This is a genomic window from Planctobacterium sp. AWH2_060 (assembly GCF_056158425.1).
Genome location: NZ_JBSWTG010000001.1, coordinates 1,878,791 through 1,899,933 on the forward strand (window position 1 = coordinate 1,878,791; position 21,143 = coordinate 1,899,933).

A 21,143-nucleotide genomic window follows, 5' to 3' on the forward strand; every position below is an offset into this window, starting at 1 on the left:
CGGAGTTTCGCTTTGCAAAAATCTACTATTGCCTTTATCGGCGCAGGAAATATGAGTCGTGCCATCATCTCAGGATTGGTATCCGGCAACTACCCCACTGACGCAATTATGGCAAGCAACCCGTCCACTCCCAAACTCGACGGCCTTAAAGCTGAATTTGGCATTCTGACTACCCAGGACAATGTCGAAGCCATTAATTTTGCCGATGTGGTGGTGCTGTCAGTAAAGCCCCAATTAATGGCCGAAGTTTGTGCCGCATTCAGTGAAAAATGTGATCTGACCGGCAAGTTATTTGTTTCCGTCGCGGCAGGCATTAATGCCGCCAGATTGCAGGTGATGTTAGGTGGTCAGTACCCGCTGATCCGCACCATGCCCAACACCCCCTGTGCGCTGGGTAAAGGGGTTGTAGGCTTATATGCTTCTCCTGAAGTGAGCGACGAACAAAAAGCTTTTGCACAATCTCTGATGGCCAATACCGGTGAGGTGATAACGGTAGACCAGGAGTCCATGATAGACGGCGTGATTGCCGCGGCAGGCAGCAGTCCGGCCTACTTCTTCTTGTTCTTAGAAGCCATGCAGAAAAAAGCCATTGACCTGGGGTTCAGCAATGAACAATCCCGAATCATGGTACAACAAGCCATGTTGGGCGCAGCAGAAATGGTTTGTCACAATCCCCAACTTGAATTATCCGAACTTAGAGCCCAAGTCACCTCTAAGGGCGGCACTACTGCCAAGGCTGTAGAACACTTACAAAATAGCGGCTTAGAAGATATCGTTGCCGGCGCAATGCAAGCAGCCATTGATCGAGCCAGGGAAATGTCGGAATTGTTTTAGGAAACTCTATGAACGCAACCTATTTTTTAATCAGCACCCTTTTTGACCTATACCTGATGGTGGTATTACTGCGCCTGTGGTTACAACTGGTTCGGGCTGATTTTTACAATCCTTTCAGTCAGTTCGTGGTTAAAGCCACCCATCCCATAGTGGCTCCATTGCGCCGGGTGTTGCCTCCTATCGGCTCACTGGATACCGCCACCCTGGTATTAGCTCTAGCCATAGGTATGCTCAAGGTAACGGTATTAGCAATGATGTTTGGCACCGGTCCGGTTACCCCGCTTGCCGTGGCGTTCTCGGGTACGATTGTTGTGTTCAAGGAGATATTTTCTCTGTTGTTTTGGGTATTAGTAATCCGGGCCTTATTAAGCTGGTTTAGTCAGGGTTACAATCCGGTTGAATTAGTGTTGCACCAGTTAACAGAGCCACTGTTAGCCCCCATCCGAAAAATCATTCCTCCGATGGGTGGTTTGGATTTATCGGTACTGGTGGCGTTACTGGGTCTGCAGTTTATCCAACTGTTGTTGCAAGACTTAATTCCGTTCTTTTAACGCTTCGGAGATGCATCATGGCTAAATTTATTAAAGCTCGTTTAGTTACATTATTGTTTTGCAGCGTCGCGGCATTGTTTAATGCCGCTCAAGCCGAGCAATACGAAACACTGGGCAATTGGGATGTGCACTATATTGTCATCAACACCAGCTTTCTGACGCCAGAAATAGCCCGCAGCTACGGCATTCAGCGCAGTCAGTATCAAGGGCTGGTGAATATATCGGTTTTGGATAAAGATAGCCATGAGGCCCAATCCGTCTCGGTAATGGGCGACGCCACCAACCTCTTAGGCACCAAAAAGTCACTGACCTTTAAGGAAGTAAAAGAAGGTGATGCCATTTACTATCTGGCGGTATTGCCTTTCCGGGATCAGGAGCAATATCGCTTCAACATCGACATCCGTCTCGGTAACGAACAACAAACCCTGAAGTTCAAGCACAAGTTTTATAGTGAGTAATGCTGGTCAGTAGCATCAAACCTGAAAAGCCACTATTCCGGCACCATAGTGCGATTAGCCGATTTTAGCTTCCGTAAAATCGGCATTCACTAAATCCCTTTAGCTTAAGTCAAACCCTGTAGGTCTGAATTTATTCAGACACCGCTTCTAAACTCAACCACCGCTGTCCGACTAAAGTCGAACCCACAGTCAAACTCAACCTCCTGTAGGTCTGAATTTATTCAGACACCGCTGCTAAATTCAATCACCGCTGTCCGACTAAAGTCGAACCCACAGTCAAATTCAACCTCCGCTGTCTGAATAATGCCGCATCAACAAAAAAGCCCAAATCATTTGATTCGGGCTTTTCTGATATGGCGCGTGTGGAAGGATTCGAACCTCCGACCGCCTGGTTCGTAGCCAGGTACTCTATCCAGCTGAGCTACACACGCTTTAAAACTTGTTCATTTTTTGAGATGCACGAGCATCTATTCATTCCGGGAAATACATCCACCTAAAGTGGATTAACCCTTCCCTGGTGAGGGCTTCCAGCTCGGCGTCCGCTTGCCTAGCGTTCAAACCTGAAATTGCTCCAGGTATTCGCAATTTCAATTTCGGTTTTCACCCAGCTGAGCTACACACGCTTTAAAACTTGTTCGCTATTTTGAGATGCTTTTGCATCTGTGTTTAGCGCTACACTAAACTCATTATAATGGGTGAGCCAGAGACTTCAAATATAAGGAGCCATTACATGAATGGCGCGTGTGGAAGGATTCGAACCTCCGACCGCCTGGTTCGTAGCCAGGTACTCTATCCAGCTGAGCTACACACGCGCAGATATTTGAAATTCTACCATTAAATTCCGAAAATTAATTCAAAAATTAAATGGCGGAGAGGGAGGGATTCGAACCCTCGATACCAGTAATAGGTATGGTTCCTTAGCAGGGAACTGGTTTCAGCCACTCACCCACCTCTCCTAACTTTGTCACCAACAACGTTATAAATAACAGCGTCAGTCCCAAAATGTGGATGCGAAGTTTAATGATTAGCGTGGCGAAGTCAAACAATTTTTTAAGTAAATTATTTGGATGCTGGCTATTTGAACAAAGAAGCTAATAATTAACCAAAAAGTCAATATTTAGCGCTTTAGAAAATTAGCCGCCAAGGCCACAAAAAGAAGAAAGGCTGGATAACCAGCCTGTACTTGGAGATTAATCTTCGCTCTTGTCTGAGCCCGACTCATGGGCTGCAAGCTGAGCGTTTTTCTCTGCCTGTATGCGCATGTAAATTTCTTCACGATGCACTGATACTTCTTTTGGTGCGTTTACACCGATACGCACCTGGTTTCCTTTAACCCCTAGTACAGTGACTGTCACTTCATCACCAATCATCAGGGTCTCACCAACTCGTCTGGTCAATATTAGCATTCTCTTGCTCCCGTTCCGTTATTCCAATGGTAAATCCTTTTCTAAATTCCAAGTGCACCAATCATCCAGTTCGGTGCACTCGATACCATTCCTTATTTTTTTGCGTCATTAAAAAACTGGTATGTAATTTGGATTATAGCTTATCTTCTAACCATGTCGAGATAGACTTTAGTCCAACTGTCAGATTTTCGGGTTGAGTGCCCCCGGCCTGAGCCATGTCGGGACGACCACCACCCTTACCACCCACCTGCTGGGCAACAAAGTTAACCAGTTCACCGGCTTTTACCTGATTGGTTAAATCTTTGGTAACGCCAGCAATCAAATTAACTTTGCCATTGCCTTTCACTGCCAGGAAAATAACACCAGAACCAATCTGGTTCTTTAAGTCATCTACCATACCACGCAAGGCTTTAGGTTCTACTCCCTCTAACTCAGAGACCAGTACTTTGGTATTTTTTATTTCAACTATTTGCGAAATAAGATCGTTACCCGCCTGACTGGCCAATTTTTGTTTCAGCTGAGCCACTTCTTTTTCCAAAGATTTTTGCTGCTGAGTTAAATTGTCTATACGCTCTGAAACTTTATTAGGATCGGTTTTTAGTTTGTCAGCGATGCTGCTGACCGTGTCAAACGCAGCCTGAATGTAGGCCAATGCAGCCTGACCCGTTATCGCTTCAATACGTCGCACACCGGCAGCAATACCGCCTTCTGAAGTGATCTTAAACAGACCAATATCACCAGTGCGTTTTACATGAGTACCACCACACAGTTCGACAGAGAAGTCCCCCATGGAGACAACCCGTACTTTTTCATCGTACTTTTCACCGAATAAGGCCATGGCGCCGGAAGCCTTTGCTTCTTCAAGCTCCATAAGTTGGGTGTCCAGGCTATTATTGGCGCGGATCTGTTGGTTAACCATTTCTTCAATCTGACGCAACTGCGCTTTACTGACAGCTTCCAGATGAGAAAAGTCAAAGCGTAGCTTATCAGCTTCAACCAATGAGCCTTTCTGGTTAACATGGCTGCCCAATACGGTGCGCAAGGCAGCGTGTAGAAGGTGCGTGGCGCTATGATTTAATTTAATCTGTTGACGGCGCTCAGCATCAATTTCCGTGCTGACGCTATCATTGATATTTAACGTGGCTTCAGCTTTACCCTTGTGAGCCACCGCTTTGCCCAGCTTCACTGTATCAGCGACGACAAACTGGCCATTGCCAGATTTCAGATAACCGGTATCACCTACCTGACCACCAGATTCTGCGTAAAACGGTGTCTGATCCAGGATCACAACACCCTCATCACCGGCATTCAGGGTTTGCACTGCTTGCCCATCTTTAAATAGCTCGACAACTTTAGCGGTGCCCTGCTCATTTTCATAGCCGGTAAAATCGGACACCTGCTCTGATTTCAGCATGTTGTTGTAATCAGCACCAAAGTTACTGGCCTGTTGCGAACGTTTTTGTTGTTCAGCCATGGCGGCTTCAAAGCCAGCTTCGTCAATTTTTAAAGATTTCTCACGCAAGACGTCATTGGTTAAATCCAACGGGAAGCCGTAAGTATCATAAAGTTTGAAAGCCACATCACCGGCCAGTGTATCACCCTGCAACTGCGCAATGGCATCGTTGAGGATGTTCATACCGCGATCCAAAGTACGGGAAAACTGCTCTTCTTCCAGCTTCAATACTTTCTCTACGACCGCTTGCTGCTCTTTCAGCTCTGGATAAGCTTCACCCATCTGCGCAACCAGAGACGCCACCAGCTTATAGAAAAATACATCTTTGGCACCTAGCTTATTACCGTGACGAACCGCTCGGCGAATAATACGACGCAAGACGTATCCGCGCCCTTCATTAGAAGGCATAACGCCGTCGCAAATCAGGAAACCACATGAACGAATATGATCGGCAATAACTCGTAGCGATTTATCTTCAAGGTCAGTAACCCCCACGATCTTTGCCGCATCTGCGATTAAATTCTGAAAGATATCAATTTCGTAGTTACTGTGTACGTTTTGCAGAATCGCGGAGATTCGTTCCAGGCCCATACCAGTGTCGATGGACGGCTTAGGCAGTGGTTCCATTGTGCCGTCGGCCTGACGGTTGAATTGCATGAATACCAGGTTCCAGATTTCAATAAAGCGATCGCCATCTTCTTCTGGCGAGCCAGGAGGACCACCCCAGATATGTTCGCCGTGATCATAGAAAATCTCAGAACAAGGGCCACAAGGACCCGTGTCGCCCATCGACCAAAAGTTATCCGAAGTAGAGATGCGGATTATCTTTTCCGCTGGCACACCAATTTCTTTGTTCCAGATATCAAAGGCTTCGTCATCCTCTGAATACACTGTAACCAGCAGTTTCTCTTCCGGTAATCCCAGGTTTTGAGTCAGAAAATTCCAAGCAAAACGAATAGCATCGGTTTTAAAGTAATCGCCAAAACTGAAATTACCCAACATTTCAAAAAAGGTGTGATGACGAGCGGTATAACCGACATTTTCCAGGTCGTTGTGCTTACCACCAGCACGAACACAGCGCTGCGAACTCACTGCGCGTGTGTAGCTGCGCTTATCTGACCCCAGGAAAACATCTTTAAATTGATTCATACCTGCATTTGTAAATAGCAGCGTGGGATCGTCGTGAGGTACCAGCGAAGAACTGGAAACGAGTTGGTGATTGTGACTCTGAAAATACTCAAAAAACGAGTTTCTGATCTCAGCCGTACTTTTGGTCATCTGGTATCCTAATTAAAATTGGCTAATTGTCATGAAATAGGGCGCAAGATAGCATGAATCAAGGGCTAATTAAAATTGATTAACCCTATCCTGTTATAAATAAAATGCGATTAGTATAAATTTTTCAGTGGTGGCGATTAAAGGGCTGACCATTACAATTCTCGGCCGATGTTCCGGCCATGACAGCAACTTAAAAACCATTAGCATGGCATTAGGGTCTGTTAACCTTTGGAATACATATTTTGTGACTCAGGGACAAACAATGAAATACTTTATCGGAATAATTTTGAGCGTCGGGCTGATACTATCTGTGTTCGCAAAGGAGCCAACGCCCATGAACATTAACCATTCTCAACTCAGTACATACCTGGATACTCTCAACCAAAATGGCAAAGCCATGTCTGCCGTTTATATCTCTATCAAGGGCAAACCGGTTTATGAGCATTATGCTGGCATGGCCTCCATAGCAGATTCAGTGCCTTTATCTGCTGCATCGCGATTTCGCATTGGCTCGGTGACCAAAACCTACACTGCTGTACTGATAATGCAGGCTATTGAGCGAGAAGAGTTAGCACTGGACAACACATTGGCTGAATATTTCCCCGAGATTGCCAATGCTGAAGAGATCACCATACAGCAACTGTTAAACCACCGCTCTGGAGTTCACAGTTTTACCGACGAACCAGACTATCCCAGCTATATGACCCAGGCCAAAAGCAAAACTGAAATGCTTAGAATGATGGCAAAGTATCCTTCAGATTTTGAGCCGGATGAACGCCACGCCTATTCCAATTCAAACTACGTTTTATTGGGCTATATCCTGGAAGCGATTCATCAAAAACCTCTCGCTGAAATTATCTCTGAGCAAATCAGTCAGCCACAAAAGTTCACTAACACCTTTTATGGCGACGCTATCGATACTCCTGTTGAAGCGGCATCCTATTACTACGCAGAAGGCTGGAAGCTCTCGCCTGAAACACATCTGAGTATTCCACATGGTGCCGGAGCCATGGTAGCTACCGCCAAAGAAGCCAATCAATTTATTAGCCAACTGTTTCAGGGCCAGATAGTGTCAGACAAGAGCTTACAGGCCATGACCCAACTGCAAGATGGTTACGGTTTTGGCTTATACGCCCTGCCTTTTCACGAGCACACCATGCTGGGTCACAATGGCTCCATTGACGGCTTTTTATCGGCAAATGCTTACAATCCAGAGGATGGTGTCGCCATTACGGTGTTAACCAATGGTATGAACTACAGCTTTAACGATATTTTAATCGCTGTTTTAAGCAGTGTTTACAACAAGGAATTAGAAATTCCCGACTTTTCAGCAAAAGTACAAACACTGCAACGCAGCGACATGGATAAACTAACCGGGGATTTCAGCAGTGAAGATCTGCACCTGGATATCAAGCTCTTTGTGGAAAATGAAGCGTTAATGGCGCAGGCTACCGGACAAGGCGCGTTTCCTCTTACCGCCTATTCTGCGACGGAGTTTCGCTTTGATCCCGCCGGGATCCTCATCAGATATGATGAAGCCAGTCTGCAATCACAAAAGTTTAGCCGGTTTACCCTGATTCAGGGTGGTGGAAAGTTCCTTTATAAGCGGAAATAACGGTAGGTCTGAATTTATTCAGACGCCGCTGCCAAATTAAACCACCGCGGTCCGATTAAAGTCGTCTCCCCTTGTAGGTCTGAATTTATTCAGACACCGCTGCCAAATTCAACCTCCGCTGTCCGACTAAAGTCGAACCCACAGTCAAATTCAACCGCCTGTAGGTCGGAATTTATTCCGACACCGCAGGCAAATTCAACCACCGCTGTCGTCGTTAGCAGACAAGGCATATTGGATCTGGTCTTCAGAAAAACCCCGTTGCCATAAATAGCGCTTTTGTTTTTGTCGTGTCTGCCAGTCCTGTGCAACACCTTGCCGAAACTTGCGCGCCATGGCCTGCAGACACAACTCAAACCAGTCTATATCGGATTCCGCTAGCGCCGCCTGAATATCCTGCCCTGCCAACTGGTGCTGCTTTAATTCGTCGCGAATTCTGCCAGGTCCGTAAAACTTTGCGGCCCTGGCTCTGATAAACATCTGCGCAAAGCGAGTATCTGATTGATAACCTTGTTCTTTTAAGCTCAATACTTCAATATTACAATCATTCTCATCAAACCCCTTTTGTGTCAGTTTGCGTATAAGCTCAACCTGACTGTGTTCGCGCCGTGAAAGCAAGCGTATTGCCGCTTCCCTGATTTGCGAAGCTGGATTGTTCAATGATTCTTCAAACACGAGACTAGATGGCCTGTTAATGTCGTTACAATTGCAATTTTGCACTGAAATAGCACAAATAAATAATGAGCAGTGGGATAACCTCAGCCAAAACCACTACCCTTTCCTGCGTCATGCGTTTCTGCAGGCGCTCGAAGAGTCTGGCTCAGTATCAGCCAAAACTGGTTGGCAACCTTACCATTTATGGATCACCGACAACAAGATACCCGTTGCCTGCATGCCCCTTTACATCAAAACTCACAGCTATGGCGAATATGTTTTTGACTGGTCATGGGCAGAGGCTTACCAACGTTACCAACTTAATTACTACCCCAAACTGGTCAGTGCCATACCTTTTACGCCGGTAACAGGTCCAAGATTGCTGTGCTCAACAGAAATCAATCGAGCTGACCTCACAACCCAAATCATGACGGCATTACAGCAAGAGTCGCAAAAACTGGGATTATCCTCGGTACATATTTTGTTTCCCGATTATTTACCAGAGAATGCAGCCTCCCCGAAAGAACAATCAAAATGGAGCACTCGACACAGTGTCCAGTTTCAGTGGTTCAATCGCGGTTACCGCGATTTTAACGACTTTTTGAGCCATTTTGCTTCCCGTAAACGCAAGAACGTTAATAAAGAAAGACGCAAAATTCAGGAAAACGACATTGTAGTACGACGATTTCATCAGGACAGCTTGCGAGCAGAACATCTGGATTTCTTCTATCAGTGCTACCAGCAAACCTATCTCAAACGCAGTGGCCATGGCGGTTATCTGAATCAAGTTTTTTTTGAGCTGTTGTTTGAGAACCTGTCAGATAAAATACTCATAGTTCAAGCAGAAAAACAAGGCACACCCGTGGCTTCAGCCCTGTATTTTTATGACCAAAATGGCCTGTACGGGCGTTACTGGGGTGCTTTAGAAGAGATTGATGGCCTGCATTTTGAGTGTTGCTACTATCAGGGTATTGAGTTCGCCATTGCGCAACAGTTGCCAATATTTAACCCGGGGACTCAGGGAGAGCACAAGATTCAACGGGGCTTTGAGCCGACTAAATGCCACTCCACACACTGGCTGGCGAACCCGCAGTTTAATCGTGCGGTACAGGACTTTGTAAACAAAGAGCAACAGCATATCGCCTTGTATCAGCAAGAAGCCGCAAGTTTATTGCCCTTTAAAAATACGCCAGATTAGCCGCTTTAAATCGCCCAATGCTGTTGTAGTTTGGCCAGCTCGCCGGACTCTCTTAATTGCTGTAACGCCGACTTAAATTGTTTTACCAAAGCGTCGTCGGTCTCCACGTTAAAAGCAAAATACAGCTCGCTGTTTAAAGAAGGAAACTCGGTTACAGCCTGCAGCGCCTGAACGTCCAAACCAAGTCGTTTGGTTCTTTCCAGGATGGCATTACGGGACTCAATAATCAGATGTGTGCGCTCCATAAACAGCATTTTCAGGCTGTTGTCAGCATCCACTGAACGGGTAATGTCAGTAAAGTTGAGGCCGTCCAGATACTCTGCGGCGTTAGTGCCGATAGTCACAGCGACGTTGTAATGCAGTAACTCTGAGATGTCGGGAACAGGTTGACTAAAGCGAGATTTCAGTCCCCAAAACCAGGCTTTCTCTTCCCCTACTTTACCCACCCATTTAAACATCGCCTCGCGTTTTTCGGTGCGGGCAATCGAAAAAATCATGGCATCTTTTTGATTGAGACTGTTTTTAAAGGCTCTTGCCCAGGGCAGGACTCTGATTTCGTATTCATGGCCGGTTAGTTTAAACAGACGACGCAACAACTCCACTGAATAGCCCGTCAGCTCTTGCTTTTCATTGTGATACTGAAACGGATAAAGTACTTCGGTGTAAGCAATGATGGGTTGTGCGCCAATCTTTGTAGCGCCCAGCAAAAAACAGATTATTGCCACTACCGGTATTCTAAAATTCAATGTTGCTCCTTGTTGGTCGGAACTGAGTCCGACACCATTTCTAAATTCAACCACCTGTAGGTCGGAATTTATTCCGACACCTATTCAGGATTTAACCACAGCTGTCCGAATGAATTCGAACCTACAAATCAAATTCAACCACCTGTAGGTCGGAATTTATTCCGACACCGATTCCAGATTCAACCACCTGTCGGCCGGAATTTATTCCGACGCCACTGCAAGTCGGGTATAGACGCGCCAAAACACCAGATTATTCCACGAATTTTTGCTCTGACAAATTCGATTCCACACTACTTTATAATGACTACTTATCTACACAGAACCGGGTTTCAACTTTTGTATTTCTGGTTTGTTTCCGTAAAGCAACAAAACAACAAAATAATGTGAACTACCACTCACTTTCGTGGGGCAAAATTAACAATTTTGTTGATCAAAACCATCTTTCGTTTATATTTTAAACAAACCGGATAAGTTTCTAGACCAAAGTATGATTGTGCGAGCGGGTTATAAATTGCACTATTCTGTGGGAGGAGATTCACTAACCGACAATCATGTGTTAAAGTTCGCCAATCGGTAAATTAATAACTCATAAATGTCTTAACAATAGTAAAAACATCATGCGAGTAAAAAGTAACAATCCAAAACATCTGGCAAAATCTAAATTGCTGCGTCAAATGCGCAAGGACGCGGGGCTCACCCAACAGGAGATGGCGGAGCGACTTTTTATATCCAGAGAAACTGTGGTAGCTATCGAGAACTGTCATCAGAACACGATAGAGACTATAGAATCTGATTTGCAGGAAAAATGGTGGGAGATCTGCCGTCCACGTGCAACTCCAAACACTTATCAGGCATTCAAAGACTTTGTTCTAAAATCCTTTAGGCTTTAATGCTTGCATTAGCCTTTGCGGAAAAAACCCTCTCAGGGCTGGTATTCTCAGCCCTGGTTGTTGGCATCGCTACCTATTTTGGCCAAGCTTTAATCTTCGACCCGATAATACTTGTGGCCTTTATTGCGGTTGCAATTGCATTCCGACGAAATGTCGATCTACTCTCTATTTGTTGTATTTTCATCGCTGAACGAGCACTAGAAGAGCTAATGTGGCGTTTTATGGAATATACAATTTGGTTCAAGATACCAGCATACATTATATTCTTTTGCGTCGTTATTGCTGCAAGTTCAGGTTTTTTAAGGGTTTATGCTGTGACTTTTTTCTTAGTAGGAATGGCGATAGAAGTCTTCTGGCAAATAACAGATTACGAGGCCCCTGCGGTTCTTTGGTTATTTTACTTTTTGACAATCAATATTGTCATCAGAAAACTCTTGCGCATGAGAACCTTTCTATTGATTGAAATAAATCCTAAACTAGAGCCTCGTGCGCTTGCTCTAGATTCACAATTGCTTCTCGCCAATATTGGTTTCATTGCCATTAACTCTTTAAACATCCTCGAGTATTGGATAAGGCATTTAACTTCATTTAACGAGTTATTGGTAATGTACAATAGCTTTTCTTATCTAAGTCATGCTCTTTCGATCTTCATGATTTACATGATAATTGTACAGAGTATACACCACCTTCGAGAAGTAGAACTCAGTGCTTAACTGATTCAAAATTGCTCAATCCTAAATAAATCTTCATAATCACTTTTGTGGAGCGCCTCCCACATATGCAGATATGTACTACGCGCCACATTTGATTAACTTTATCGTTCAAGAGGATTTATCATGAAAAAACTCACTATCGCATTAACTATTTTGTTTTCACTAACTGCCAATAATGCTTTCGCCAATGGCGGTAAGATCCCAGATCCAGGCCGCTCCGCTGTTTATGTTGCAAGTAATGGTGGAAAAATTCCAGATCCAACAGAAGAAGACAATGGCGGAAAAATTCCTGATCCAACAGAAGAAGACAATGGCGGAAAAATTCCTGATCCAAGTGGCCGCGTAATCGCAAAAGACTCTGGTTACCCAACACTGATGGCATTGCTTAGCAAATATTTTTCGTTCTAAGAAAAGTTAATCACTAAGCCAGCCGAATAAGGCCAGCTAGTGTCTGGCACTTATTCCCTTTTAATCATTGACTCAAAAGGAGTCTGAATGAGAGATTTGCTTGGGAAAGGAACTCCCCTCTTGCAGAGCAAAAATTAGAATAACAATACTCTCTTAACCCGTTTAAGTACCTGAACAGACACAAAAAAGCCCACCTTGAAGTGGGCTTGAGGAATAAAGTTAAACTAGAAAATTAGTATTCTTTAATACTAATGCTGCCACCTGAGGTGTGAAGTTTTAGTCGAGGACCACCGCCGTTAATTTCGCCACGAATTGATTTCTTGGAGATGCGGCCATTAACATTAAAGTCGGTTCTGACTCTGCCACCACTGGTTTTGGCATCCAGGTCTACTTTCATGTCTTCGATCATGCGCACAGTGATAGAGCCACCGCTGGTGTCCAGCTTTACATCGTCTGTTAACTGTTTAGCAAAGGTGGCATTAATGCTGCCGCCAGAGGTATGTGCGTTTAAATCGCCATTCACAGAGCCAGTAGTGATAGAGCCACCACTGGTGTGTAACTCAACTTCACCGTTAACATCAGCGATTTGGATACTCCCACCGGATGTGTGAGCATCAATATTGCCATTTAAATCGTCAATCTCGATAGCGCCACCCGCGGTGCGAATATTCAGGTTGTAGTCTTTAGGCACTGTGATGCTGAATTTCACTCGCATATTTCGGCCCCAGTAATTGTCACCGCGATCAAATGTGCCCTCAATGGTCACGTCACCACCGGCGGATTGATGAAACACTTTAAAGTCCTCGGCGTCATCGCCCTGAATATCCACTTCTATTTCCACCACATCTTTATTGTGAGTTTGAATGTCCAGTGAACCGACGTCGGTTTTCAGCTCCAGCGTGCCACCTTTGCTCACCTCATAACTTTGCTCTATGTCTGCGGCATGTGCCAAACCTGACAAAACCACAACCCCGGCCAGTGCCACTAAACTGCGTTTTGCATTGATAATATGTTGCATCATGTTGTATTTCCCCTTGTTCAACTTGTGTTATCTGGCCATCTTCAGGCATTTGTTAACAGGATTTGTCGTTGTCCAATGTAAAAAGGTTTAAATCAGGGTGAGATATTTTTTAAATAATTGCCAGGTGACCTGTTAAATGATTGTTATTGAACCAGACAAGCCAGGTTTACAGTCAAAGTAAAAAAATGCGTCTGACAACGATTTGCCGCTGCTCAGGCTGTGCTAAACTCCGGCGTCATCCTACAATGATAAAAATAGCGAAATGGAGATACTTGTGTCGGATTGGGTAAAGCAAGCCATCAATAAAATTGAATCAGATTATCAGCGCTCTGCTGACACCCACCTGATCAAATACCCTCTGCCTGCGGTTAAGGGCATACAACTTTATCTAAAAGATGAGAGTACCCACCCCACTGGCAGTCTGAAACATCGACTAGCTCGTTCATTATTTCTATACGGGTTGTGTAATGGCAATATTCAGGAAGGCACCACCATTGTGGAATCCTCTTCCGGCAGTACCGCAGTTTCAGAGGCCTACTTTGCTCAAATTCTGGGCTTGCCGTTTATTGCGGTAGTGCCACAAGGCACTTCTGAGGAAAAAGTAGCACAAATCGAATTTTACGGTGGCCGCTGTCATTTTGTGCCTCCGGCTGAAATTTATTCGGCAGCAGCTGCACTGGCCCAGCAAAATAATGGCCATTATATGGATCAGTTTACCTATGCCGAACGAGCCACTGACTGGCGAGGCAATAACAATATTGCCGAAAGTATCTTTAGCCAGATGCAACGGGAGCCTAACCCCATCCCCAGTTGGGTGGTGGTGAGTGCTGGTACCGGCGGTACGTCCGCTACCATCGGGCGCTATATTCGCTTTCAGGGATACGACACTAAAATGCTGGTTGCAGATCCCAGTAATTCGGTATTTTACGATTATTTTAATAGCGGTGATGCCAATATCACTTCATGCCTTGCCACCAACATAGAAGGTATCGGTCGCGCCCGAGTGGAGCCGTCTTTTATTCGAACCGTAGTGGATGAAATGAGCAAAGTACCAGACACCGCATCGATTGCTACTATGCGTCATGTCAATAAGGTATTGAACCGAGAGGTTGGCGCTTCTACCGGAACCAATCTCTATGCCGCCTTTGCGCTGATTGCCAGAATGCAGCAACGAGGTGAAACCGGCAGCGTGGTCAGCATGATTTGCGACTCAGGCAATCGCTACAAAAACACTTATTACAATGCGCAATGGTTGGCACATAAAGGCCTGTCTGGCGACAGCGAACAATACGAGCAGCAATTGCAACGCTTTCACAAAAACGGCGAATGGAGCCTTGCAGAATGTTAAGTTACCAGCATCATTATCACGTAGGGAATCACGCTGATATCCTCAAACATTGGGTACTGTTTGAGTGTCTCAGCTATCTGCAGAAAAAAGATAAGCCGTTTGATTACATAGATACCCACAGTGGTGCCGGTATTTACCGGCTCAATGATGCCAAAACGCAGCGCTTAAAAGAGTTTGAAACCGGTGTCAGCAAGTTATTGGCTCAACCCTTTGCTGAAATTCAGGATTTTGTGGCAGTGCTGCAAGATTTTGTGGCTCAGAGCCAGTACCCCGGCTCTCCGGGATTGGTTAATACACTATTACGTCGCGGTGATAAAAGCTGGTTATTTGAACTTCACCCACAGAGTTTTGCGGAATTAGAGCAACATTGCGCCCGCAAACGACAAACGTTTGTGCGCATGGAAGATGGCTTCAAAGGTCTCAACGGGTTACTTCCGGTTGCCAGCAAACGAGCACTGGTTCTGATAGATCCCTCTTACGAGTTAAAGGAAGACTACGAGAAGGTCATAGAAACAGCGCAACAAGCAGTAAACAAAATGCCGCAAACCGGCATTCTGATCTGGTATCCGGTTGTCGACAGACTTTACGTAAACCTGATGCTGCGTAAAATTCAAAAGTCCGCTTTGCGCAATGTCTTGCAACTGGAATTGTGTATTGCGCCGGATACGCAGGAGAAAGGCATGACAGGCTCTGGCATGATTCTGATTAATCCTCCCTGGACGCTGTCCGATAAGGCCCAATCAGTTTTGCCGCAACTAACTCAGGTGTTAGCGGGAACTGATGGCGAGTTTGCCATTAATACCCTTGTAGAAGAATAAATTGTAACCTCGCACTTAGACTTTTTAATTCCAACCCTTTGGGTATATCAAATAAAGTTACCCAGCCGGGAATAAATTTCTACTCTTTGGCGTTATACAACTGTATCCTAAAAAACCTCAATCGTGGAACTAATCACACAAGGAAAGTTCGGTGTTTACAACCCCTTTATCTGTTGGCTCAAAATTTAATAATACCCCAGTATCATTGTTACTGTTGTTATCACTATTCCAGTTCGGAGTTGTTCTTGCTGAGGACCAGGAGAAGCCGACTAATAATTCGCTCAGCTCTGACGTCACCATTGCCACTCAAGTGAAAGCAATGTCTTCGACAGAAATCACTACGCCCAGTTTTACTTTAAGCTCAGATGCCGAAGTTGCAACCTCGACTGAAATGACGGTGACATTTGATTCGGTAGATAACCAACGCTCGACTGAGTTTCATGTGATTTCCGTAAAGGACGACGTAAGGAATTTGTATGAAATCCGCCCTGGAGGTAGCAACATTCGCTTCTCGCTTCCAGAATCAGCGAAAGCTGTTACTCTGATTGCAAGGTATTGTTCTGAAACCAATAACCGTAGCACGGCGTTCGAATATATAGATTCAGAAGCTCAAAATATAGGGAATAATTGTAGCAATTTCAGCCAGCCATTTTCGCAAGTCACTCCGTTAGCAACATCATTTACTGCACGAGCTAAAAATGATTTAAGTGGCTACCTGTTAAGCTGGAATAACTTTCCCGGCTACCAATTCAATCTATATCAGGTTATGCCTGATACTTCTGAACTTTCTCTTTTAGCTGAGGATATCCAAACCGATGAGTATGATTTTCAGGTTGAATCCGGTCTGATTCACCAATTCTTATTGGAGTTTTGTAATACGCAAATATGTTTACGTGTGCTGTCAGAGCTAATGCCGCTTACCAAGCAATTTGCTGGCAGCCTTGTAAATGCTAAAGGAAGGGAAGTTACCTATCAAAGCAGTATTCATTATGACGAATATCAGTTATCACGCCGAAGTACCTATGGCAGTGACGAATACAGTACTGTACTGCAAACCGCTAATTTTGAGGGTATTTATAGCGACAGTGCAGCGCAGTCCAATCACCATTATGATTATCAGCTACTTGGCTGCACAACAGAAGAATGTGAAGCAATCAGTGAATTAAAGGGACATTTAATTGGCCCCTCCCTGGAAGTTGAAAACCCTTACATTGTACCTGTCGCCCCCGGCGAATTTAGTTATGCCAGCCATTTCATGTCCATTACTTTTGAATGGCAAAATACCGGCAATTATGACGGCGTTGTGATTGAGGAGTTAGATGGTGTAAATTGGCAAATACGCGCAACGATTCCTGGTAACACTCAAACCTCCTATAGTCTGGATTATTTTTACACACCATTTAGTTCACAGTGGCGGATACGAAGCTATTTTGGTGAAGTTCCATACGCCTCATACAGACCCGATCTCCGGCAATTCTCCAGCGCTGAACAGGTGGAAGTCACCTTGTTTGATCCCTTGACAGCAGAGCTTGCTTACAATGAACTGTTTTCTGTCGAGACATTCACTAGCGGTCAAATGCAGATATCAGGTAACTTTGTACCGGGATTTGACCAGTTTCATCTATTTCAAAAACGCAGTGCTGACGAAGATTTTCAAAATATTGCAACATTTGAAAGGGAGTTGAGCATTTTCAGCGAAACCCGGCCATTCAATGAACGATTTAGCGCAACTTTTGCCGATGGTGAAGTTGCACAGTATTATATTCAGGCATGCTCGTCGTATACTCAATCTTGTGCAGATTCCCACATCTACAATTTTGTTGCACAAAGTGACAACCGTGAAATAGAGCCAGTTTATAGCACGACCGCTCCTCACGTTGAGCTTACCGAAGAGGGGCTGAAGGTAAGTGTTAGTGGTGCAGACTATGAAACTTTTAGCAATTACGAGCTTTATATCAACGGACGCAAAGAAGATAACAGTGGCAAAAATCACTTTCTCATTCCCTACACTGAATTAACCCCTGGAAACTCGTATAGACTGGCCACTCGGCAATGTATCAGATGGGGCAATTGTGGCGAAATAAGTGAAACAACCACCTTTGAAATTCCAAGTGAATACCCATTTATACCACCAACAAGTCGTGAACAGGTATCTCCCAGCTTTAGTTTCAATAATGATGGAACTGCCGATGCTCGTTTCTTTCTAAGTTTGTACACCGGCGACTTGGCAAATAAAGTCGATGAAATAAAGGTATTTGAATCAAATTCGCAAGGCGAATTACAAGAAATTGCCGAAATTGATGTCAGTGCAGGCGCTCTTGACTATACCTACACTGGTCTTCCGGTGAACAAGCACTATAATTTTTACATGCAGAACTGCAATGCTATTGGATGTGGAACAATAGTATTGATGAGCAGTTTTTACCTTTATAGCCCTGATTTACCCGCCCCCCGTTTTGAAGTCGTTGAATTACAACCTGAAACAGCATCTGTTGCTATGCGGTTACTGGAAGATCGGGAATTTGGCGATCCCAGATATGCCTTTGCTAGCTCGCCAATAACGGAAGAAACTGATACGCCCTTCTATTACATTCAAAGTGCACAAAACAACAAGTTTTCCGTTTCAGGTGAGCCGGGCGAGACTATTTATGTCGCTACCAGGCGATGCATAGAAAATGTGTGTGGTTCGGTGTCTGACAATATGCCAATTACCATTCCAACCCAGAATGCGTTTGCCACAGGTTTCGAATTTGCTGCAGAAAACTATTTCCTACAGGGCAACAATAGCGTCGAATTGGAATATCTGGAGTATTTTACTCGTGGTGGAAAAAGCCCAGTTTATCTAGGAGAGTTTACCTCAACAAAGCAGAGCCACCTGCAACAAGGATTTGAACTGGAAATGGAATTTTTTTACCAGCAGGGATGTCACCCATTGGTAAACCAATATTTAGAGATTCCCGTAGCGAACGGGCGAACCGAACGTATGACGTTATTTGAACTAAACGCTTTTGGCCCAAGTAACTGTTATTACGGTCCACGAAATAAATCAGGCTCAGGTTCAAATTACGCAATGCTCCTTAAATCCGTTTACCTGAATGAACCGTTAATTATTCAGGTGGACGAGTCTAATCTATGGAATCACTTAAAGCTAGTTGTAGCTGCAGATGGTAAATTATCCTTCTATTTAAACGATACATTACTAACCAATACAACCAGAGCACTAGACCTGAGTTTCTGGCAATACGCTAATACCAAAACTGATATCAGTGAGGATTCTGGGTTAACAAGCCTAAAATTAAATACAGTCAGTACAGATACATCTGATGGGCTGTTATTAAACAGAACCCTGATCGAACCAGTCCAGTTTCATCCTGAATTCGCTATCTACAATACCTTTGACCTTTCAGTTACCAATAGGGTTGTATTTTGGAATAGCAACAGATCGTTTATCGATGCGGCAAGAATCGAAAATACCGACGACCTTATCGCAGCGGTTGAGACTGTCAAAAAGTCGCTTCCCGAGAATAACCAAGATGATTATTTAATGAGACTTTGTCTGGATAATAATTGTCCAGGGCTGCAAAAAATACTACTTCACAACATGAGCTTCAACGAAATTACCCGTTGGTTCAATCCTTATTCCAGGTTTGATGAAGAGCAACAAAAAGTATTTTTTAAATTTTATGTTTCGGATCAAAACAAAGTCAACGCGAGTCATTTCAATATACTTATAAGCCCGGATTATGGTCAAACCTTTGAAACCGTAGCAACCTTACAAACTACTGATATTTGGACTCCGGGAGAAAATTCGCATCATTCAGAGTTGGTCGAAATTCCTGAGGGCATCTCAGTCAAGGTATACTTACAGGCGTGCAATCCCATCAACTGCTTTATAACTGAAGGCAGTTCCCCCTACTTTATTCCGGTTAATCCAGATATTGATGGGGATGGTGTGTTAAATGAAGATGACGCATTCCCTGAAGATCCTACCGAATGGAACGATACTGACGGTGATGGTATTGGTGACAACAGTGATCCGGATATCGACAACGATGGTGTCCCAAATCAGTTTGATCAAGACTCGACAAATCTAGCATTATTGACAGACACCGACAGTGATGGGCTGTCAGATTTGCTGGAACTAGCACTAGGCTTGAACCCTGATGAATTCAATACATTGACCGAAGACAGCGACCAGGATGGATTTTCAGATCTCTATGAGGCATTCGCCGGTTCTGAACCTTCTGACATAAACAGTGTTCCCAACTCTCTGGGTTATTTTGAATCTTTTGAAAACGAAGATGCGTCATTAATGAATCAAACATTTGAGTTTGCTTCGACAGGTGCAACTCACGGTATCTATGGCGCATTAAAGCCATCCAATGAGGCCAATGGCCCAGCATTCTCACTTGACCTTAATCTCCACATGAACACCGGATATGTGCTGTTTTCTTATCATTCAACTGATGAGGAAGCTCACCATGCAGTAGAGGTTACATTAAATGGTCGAAATATTGATTTTACCAGTCAGGAACAATACCAGGTCATGCTGAGCAGCGACACCAGTTTGTTCTTTATTCATATAGCCCATGGTTATGAAAGTGTCGCCGAATTAGACATTCAGATTAGCAGCGAAGCTACAGGGACTATTGATAGTTTATTTGTACCTTCAGGTGAAAGTTGCCGATTCTCAGGTCTAAGTGCCACAAAACCCGATTTTAACTGTGACGGCAGAGCTGACTTAGTGGTTAAGCTGCCCAACAACAAAGGCTGGATGATCAAAGATACCATTTCCAACAGCAATACCATTCGCAATGGTGACTATGAGTCAGGTGTTATGCACGGTTATGGCGACTTCAATGGCGATGGAGCTACAGATATGGTCTTGAGACAGCCCTCTACCTATATTTGGCAAAAGTATGAAACCTACTCATCATGGGAGGCGGAGGAAGCGCTTCTGGGCAAGCACTCAGATGATATTCCTGTTTTGGGAGATTATGACGGAGACGGTAAAACCGACCTCGCGGTCAGAAGACCAACAACCAGTATGTGGTACATTATTCGCTCCAGTGACTCACAGATAGAGCGCATTCGATTTGGTTTACAAGAAAGTGATATTCCGGTTCCCGGTGACTATGACGGCGATGGTAAAACTGACATTGCGGTGCAACGCGGGAGCAATAGTCATTGGTATATCCTCAACTCCAGTGATGGAGAAATTCAGCGCATTGTATTTGAGCACCGACCAGGGGATATCCCCGTGCCAGCTGACTATGATGGTGATGGTATTACCGATATTGCAATACGACGCCCCGGCCAACATGAATGGAAAATACGCCGCTCCAGTGATGGTGTAATTCAATCCATAGAATTTGGTCGTAGAGCCAACGATCTTCCGGTTATTGCAGATTATGATGGTGATGGCAAAGCCGATATTGCGGTGCGCAGATTAGAAGATCACAAGTGGCATATCCTACAATCCAGCAACAATCAATTACGTAGTTACACTTTCGCCAAGAGAGATGATTATATTCCTCTGGCGGCCCCAATTATGTTACGTTTGCAAATGGAACGTGGGGATTTCAGCTTTTTTGCGGAGAATTAACCACTATTGGTCAGGAGAGAAACCTGGCCTACTGCTTTTTGGGAATAGACATAAAAAGAATAACCTGTTTCTCATAACGAGAACCAGAAAGCATGATAGGCAGATTTATATCAATTGCCTGATACTTCGCTAGCAACAGAGGATACGGGC

16 protein-coding genes and 3 tRNA genes are annotated in these 21,143 nt (G+C 44.4%); 11 read left to right on the forward strand and 8 right to left on the reverse strand.

The window, feature by feature from the left end; genetic code table 11:
• The first annotated feature begins 12 nt into the window (after nucleotides 1–12).
• The 3 genes from proC to ACXAD8_RS08000 are packed head-to-tail and all read left to right on the forward strand — an operon-like array spanning nucleotide 13 to nucleotide 1,843.
• Nucleotides 13–834 carry a pyrroline-5-carboxylate reductase gene (gene proC / locus ACXAD8_RS07990; protein ID WP_475227025.1) on the forward strand — a complete coding sequence of 274 codons (822 nt, stop codon included), beginning with the start codon at nucleotides 13–15 and terminating at the stop codon, nucleotides 832–834.
• Nucleotides 835–842: 8 nt separating this feature from the next.
• Nucleotides 843–1,385 (forward strand): YggT family protein, encoded by a 543-nt coding sequence (locus tag ACXAD8_RS07995; protein WP_475227027.1) that lies wholly within the window; start codon nucleotides 843–845, stop codon nucleotides 1,383–1,385.
• A 17-nt stretch (nucleotides 1,386–1,402) separates the two neighbouring features.
• Nucleotides 1,403–1,843: a DUF4426 domain-containing protein gene (locus ACXAD8_RS08000; protein ID WP_475227029.1), complete on the forward strand. Its 441-nt coding sequence runs from the start codon at nucleotides 1,403–1,405 to the stop codon at nucleotides 1,841–1,843.
• A gap of 354 nt (nucleotides 1,844–2,197) precedes the next feature.
• On the opposite strand, the gene ACXAD8_RS08005 is transcribed toward ACXAD8_RS08000, so the two are convergent.
• The 5 genes from ACXAD8_RS08005 to alaS all read right to left on the reverse strand — a co-directional run bounded on the left by ACXAD8_RS08005 (nucleotide 2,198) and on the right by alaS (nucleotide 5,980).
• Nucleotides 2,198–2,274 (reverse strand) — tRNA-Arg (locus ACXAD8_RS08005).
• A gap of 304 nt (nucleotides 2,275–2,578) precedes the next feature.
• Nucleotides 2,579–2,655 (reverse strand) — tRNA-Arg (locus tag ACXAD8_RS08010).
• A 53-nt stretch (nucleotides 2,656–2,708) separates the two neighbouring features.
• Nucleotides 2,709–2,799: transfer RNA gene (locus ACXAD8_RS08015), tRNA-Ser, on the reverse strand.
• Nucleotides 2,800–3,033: 234 nt separating this feature from the next.
• A complete protein-coding gene (gene csrA / locus ACXAD8_RS08020; protein WP_475227031.1) occupies nucleotides 3,034–3,249 on the reverse strand; it encodes a carbon storage regulator CsrA in 216 nt (71 codons plus the stop codon).
• A 133-nt stretch (nucleotides 3,250–3,382) separates the two neighbouring features.
• A complete protein-coding gene (gene alaS, locus ACXAD8_RS08025; RefSeq protein WP_475227033.1) occupies nucleotides 3,383–5,980 on the reverse strand; it encodes an alanine--tRNA ligase in 2,598 nt (865 codons plus the stop codon).
• Nucleotides 5,981–6,314: 334 nt separating this feature from the next.
• Between alaS and ACXAD8_RS08030 the strand changes: the two genes are divergently transcribed.
• A complete protein-coding gene (locus ACXAD8_RS08030; protein WP_475227035.1) occupies nucleotides 6,315–7,595 on the forward strand; it encodes a serine hydrolase domain-containing protein in 1,281 nt (426 codons plus the stop codon).
• A gap of 195 nt (nucleotides 7,596–7,790) precedes the next feature.
• Here ACXAD8_RS08030 and ACXAD8_RS08035 read toward each other — a convergent pair whose 3' ends face one another.
• Nucleotides 7,791–8,267, reverse strand: a complete 477-nt coding sequence (locus tag ACXAD8_RS08035; RefSeq protein ID WP_475227038.1) for a regulatory protein RecX — start codon at nucleotides 8,265–8,267, stop codon at nucleotides 7,791–7,793.
• A 19-nt stretch (nucleotides 8,268–8,286) separates the two neighbouring features.
• Between ACXAD8_RS08035 and ACXAD8_RS08040 the strand changes: the two genes are divergently transcribed.
• Nucleotides 8,287–9,444: a GNAT family N-acetyltransferase gene (locus tag ACXAD8_RS08040; protein ID WP_475227040.1), complete on the forward strand. Its 1,158-nt coding sequence runs from the start codon at nucleotides 8,287–8,289 to the stop codon at nucleotides 9,442–9,444.
• Nucleotides 9,445–9,449: 5 nt separating this feature from the next.
• On the opposite strand, the gene ACXAD8_RS08045 is transcribed toward ACXAD8_RS08040, so the two are convergent.
• Nucleotides 9,450–10,190 (reverse strand): substrate-binding periplasmic protein, encoded by a 741-nt coding sequence (locus ACXAD8_RS08045; RefSeq protein WP_475227043.1) that lies wholly within the window; start codon nucleotides 10,188–10,190, stop codon nucleotides 9,450–9,452.
• A gap of 617 nt (nucleotides 10,191–10,807) precedes the next feature.
• Here ACXAD8_RS08045 and ACXAD8_RS08050 point away from each other — a divergent pair.
• The 3 genes from ACXAD8_RS08050 (at nucleotide 10,808) to ACXAD8_RS08060 (ending at nucleotide 12,201) form a co-directional block, all read left to right on the forward strand.
• Entirely contained in the window at nucleotides 10,808–11,080 is a 273-nt protein-coding gene (locus tag ACXAD8_RS08050) for a helix-turn-helix transcriptional regulator (protein ID WP_229529074.1), read from the forward strand.
• Nucleotides 11,080–11,793, forward strand: coding sequence for a hypothetical protein (locus ACXAD8_RS08055; RefSeq protein ID WP_475227045.1), 714 nt, complete (start codon nucleotides 11,080–11,082; stop codon nucleotides 11,791–11,793). The genes ACXAD8_RS08050 and ACXAD8_RS08055 overlap by 1 nt, the downstream gene beginning before the upstream one ends.
• 123 nt (nucleotides 11,794–11,916) lie before the next feature.
• Complete coding sequence (locus ACXAD8_RS08060) at nucleotides 11,917–12,201, forward strand: hypothetical protein (RefSeq protein ID WP_475227048.1); 285 nt, start codon at nucleotides 11,917–11,919, stop codon at nucleotides 12,199–12,201.
• A 232-nt stretch (nucleotides 12,202–12,433) separates the two neighbouring features.
• Here the strand turns inward: ACXAD8_RS08060 and ACXAD8_RS08065 are convergent, their stop codons facing one another.
• On the reverse strand, nucleotides 12,434–13,222 hold the full coding sequence (locus ACXAD8_RS08065) for a DUF4097 family beta strand repeat-containing protein (protein WP_475227050.1): 789 nt from the start codon (nucleotides 13,220–13,222) through the stop codon (nucleotides 12,434–12,436).
• A 262-nt stretch (nucleotides 13,223–13,484) separates the two neighbouring features.
• Between ACXAD8_RS08065 and ACXAD8_RS08070 the strand changes: the two genes are divergently transcribed.
• The 3 genes from ACXAD8_RS08070 (at nucleotide 13,485) to ACXAD8_RS08080 (ending at nucleotide 20,993) form a co-directional block, all read left to right on the forward strand.
• Nucleotides 13,485–14,570: a PLP-dependent cysteine synthase family protein gene (locus ACXAD8_RS08070; RefSeq protein WP_475227052.1), complete on the forward strand. Its 1,086-nt coding sequence runs from the start codon at nucleotides 13,485–13,487 to the stop codon at nucleotides 14,568–14,570.
• A complete protein-coding gene (locus tag ACXAD8_RS08075) occupies nucleotides 14,564–15,388 on the forward strand; it encodes a 23S rRNA (adenine(2030)-N(6))-methyltransferase RlmJ (protein WP_475227055.1) in 825 nt (274 codons plus the stop codon). The genes ACXAD8_RS08070 and ACXAD8_RS08075 overlap by 7 nt, the downstream gene beginning before the upstream one ends.
• Nucleotides 15,389–15,707: 319 nt before the next feature.
• Nucleotides 15,708–20,993 carry an FG-GAP repeat domain-containing protein gene (locus ACXAD8_RS08080; protein ID WP_475227057.1) on the forward strand — a complete coding sequence of 1,762 codons (5,286 nt, stop codon included), beginning with the start codon at nucleotides 15,708–15,710 and terminating at the stop codon, nucleotides 20,991–20,993.
• Nucleotides 20,994–21,143: the final 150 nt, after the last annotated feature.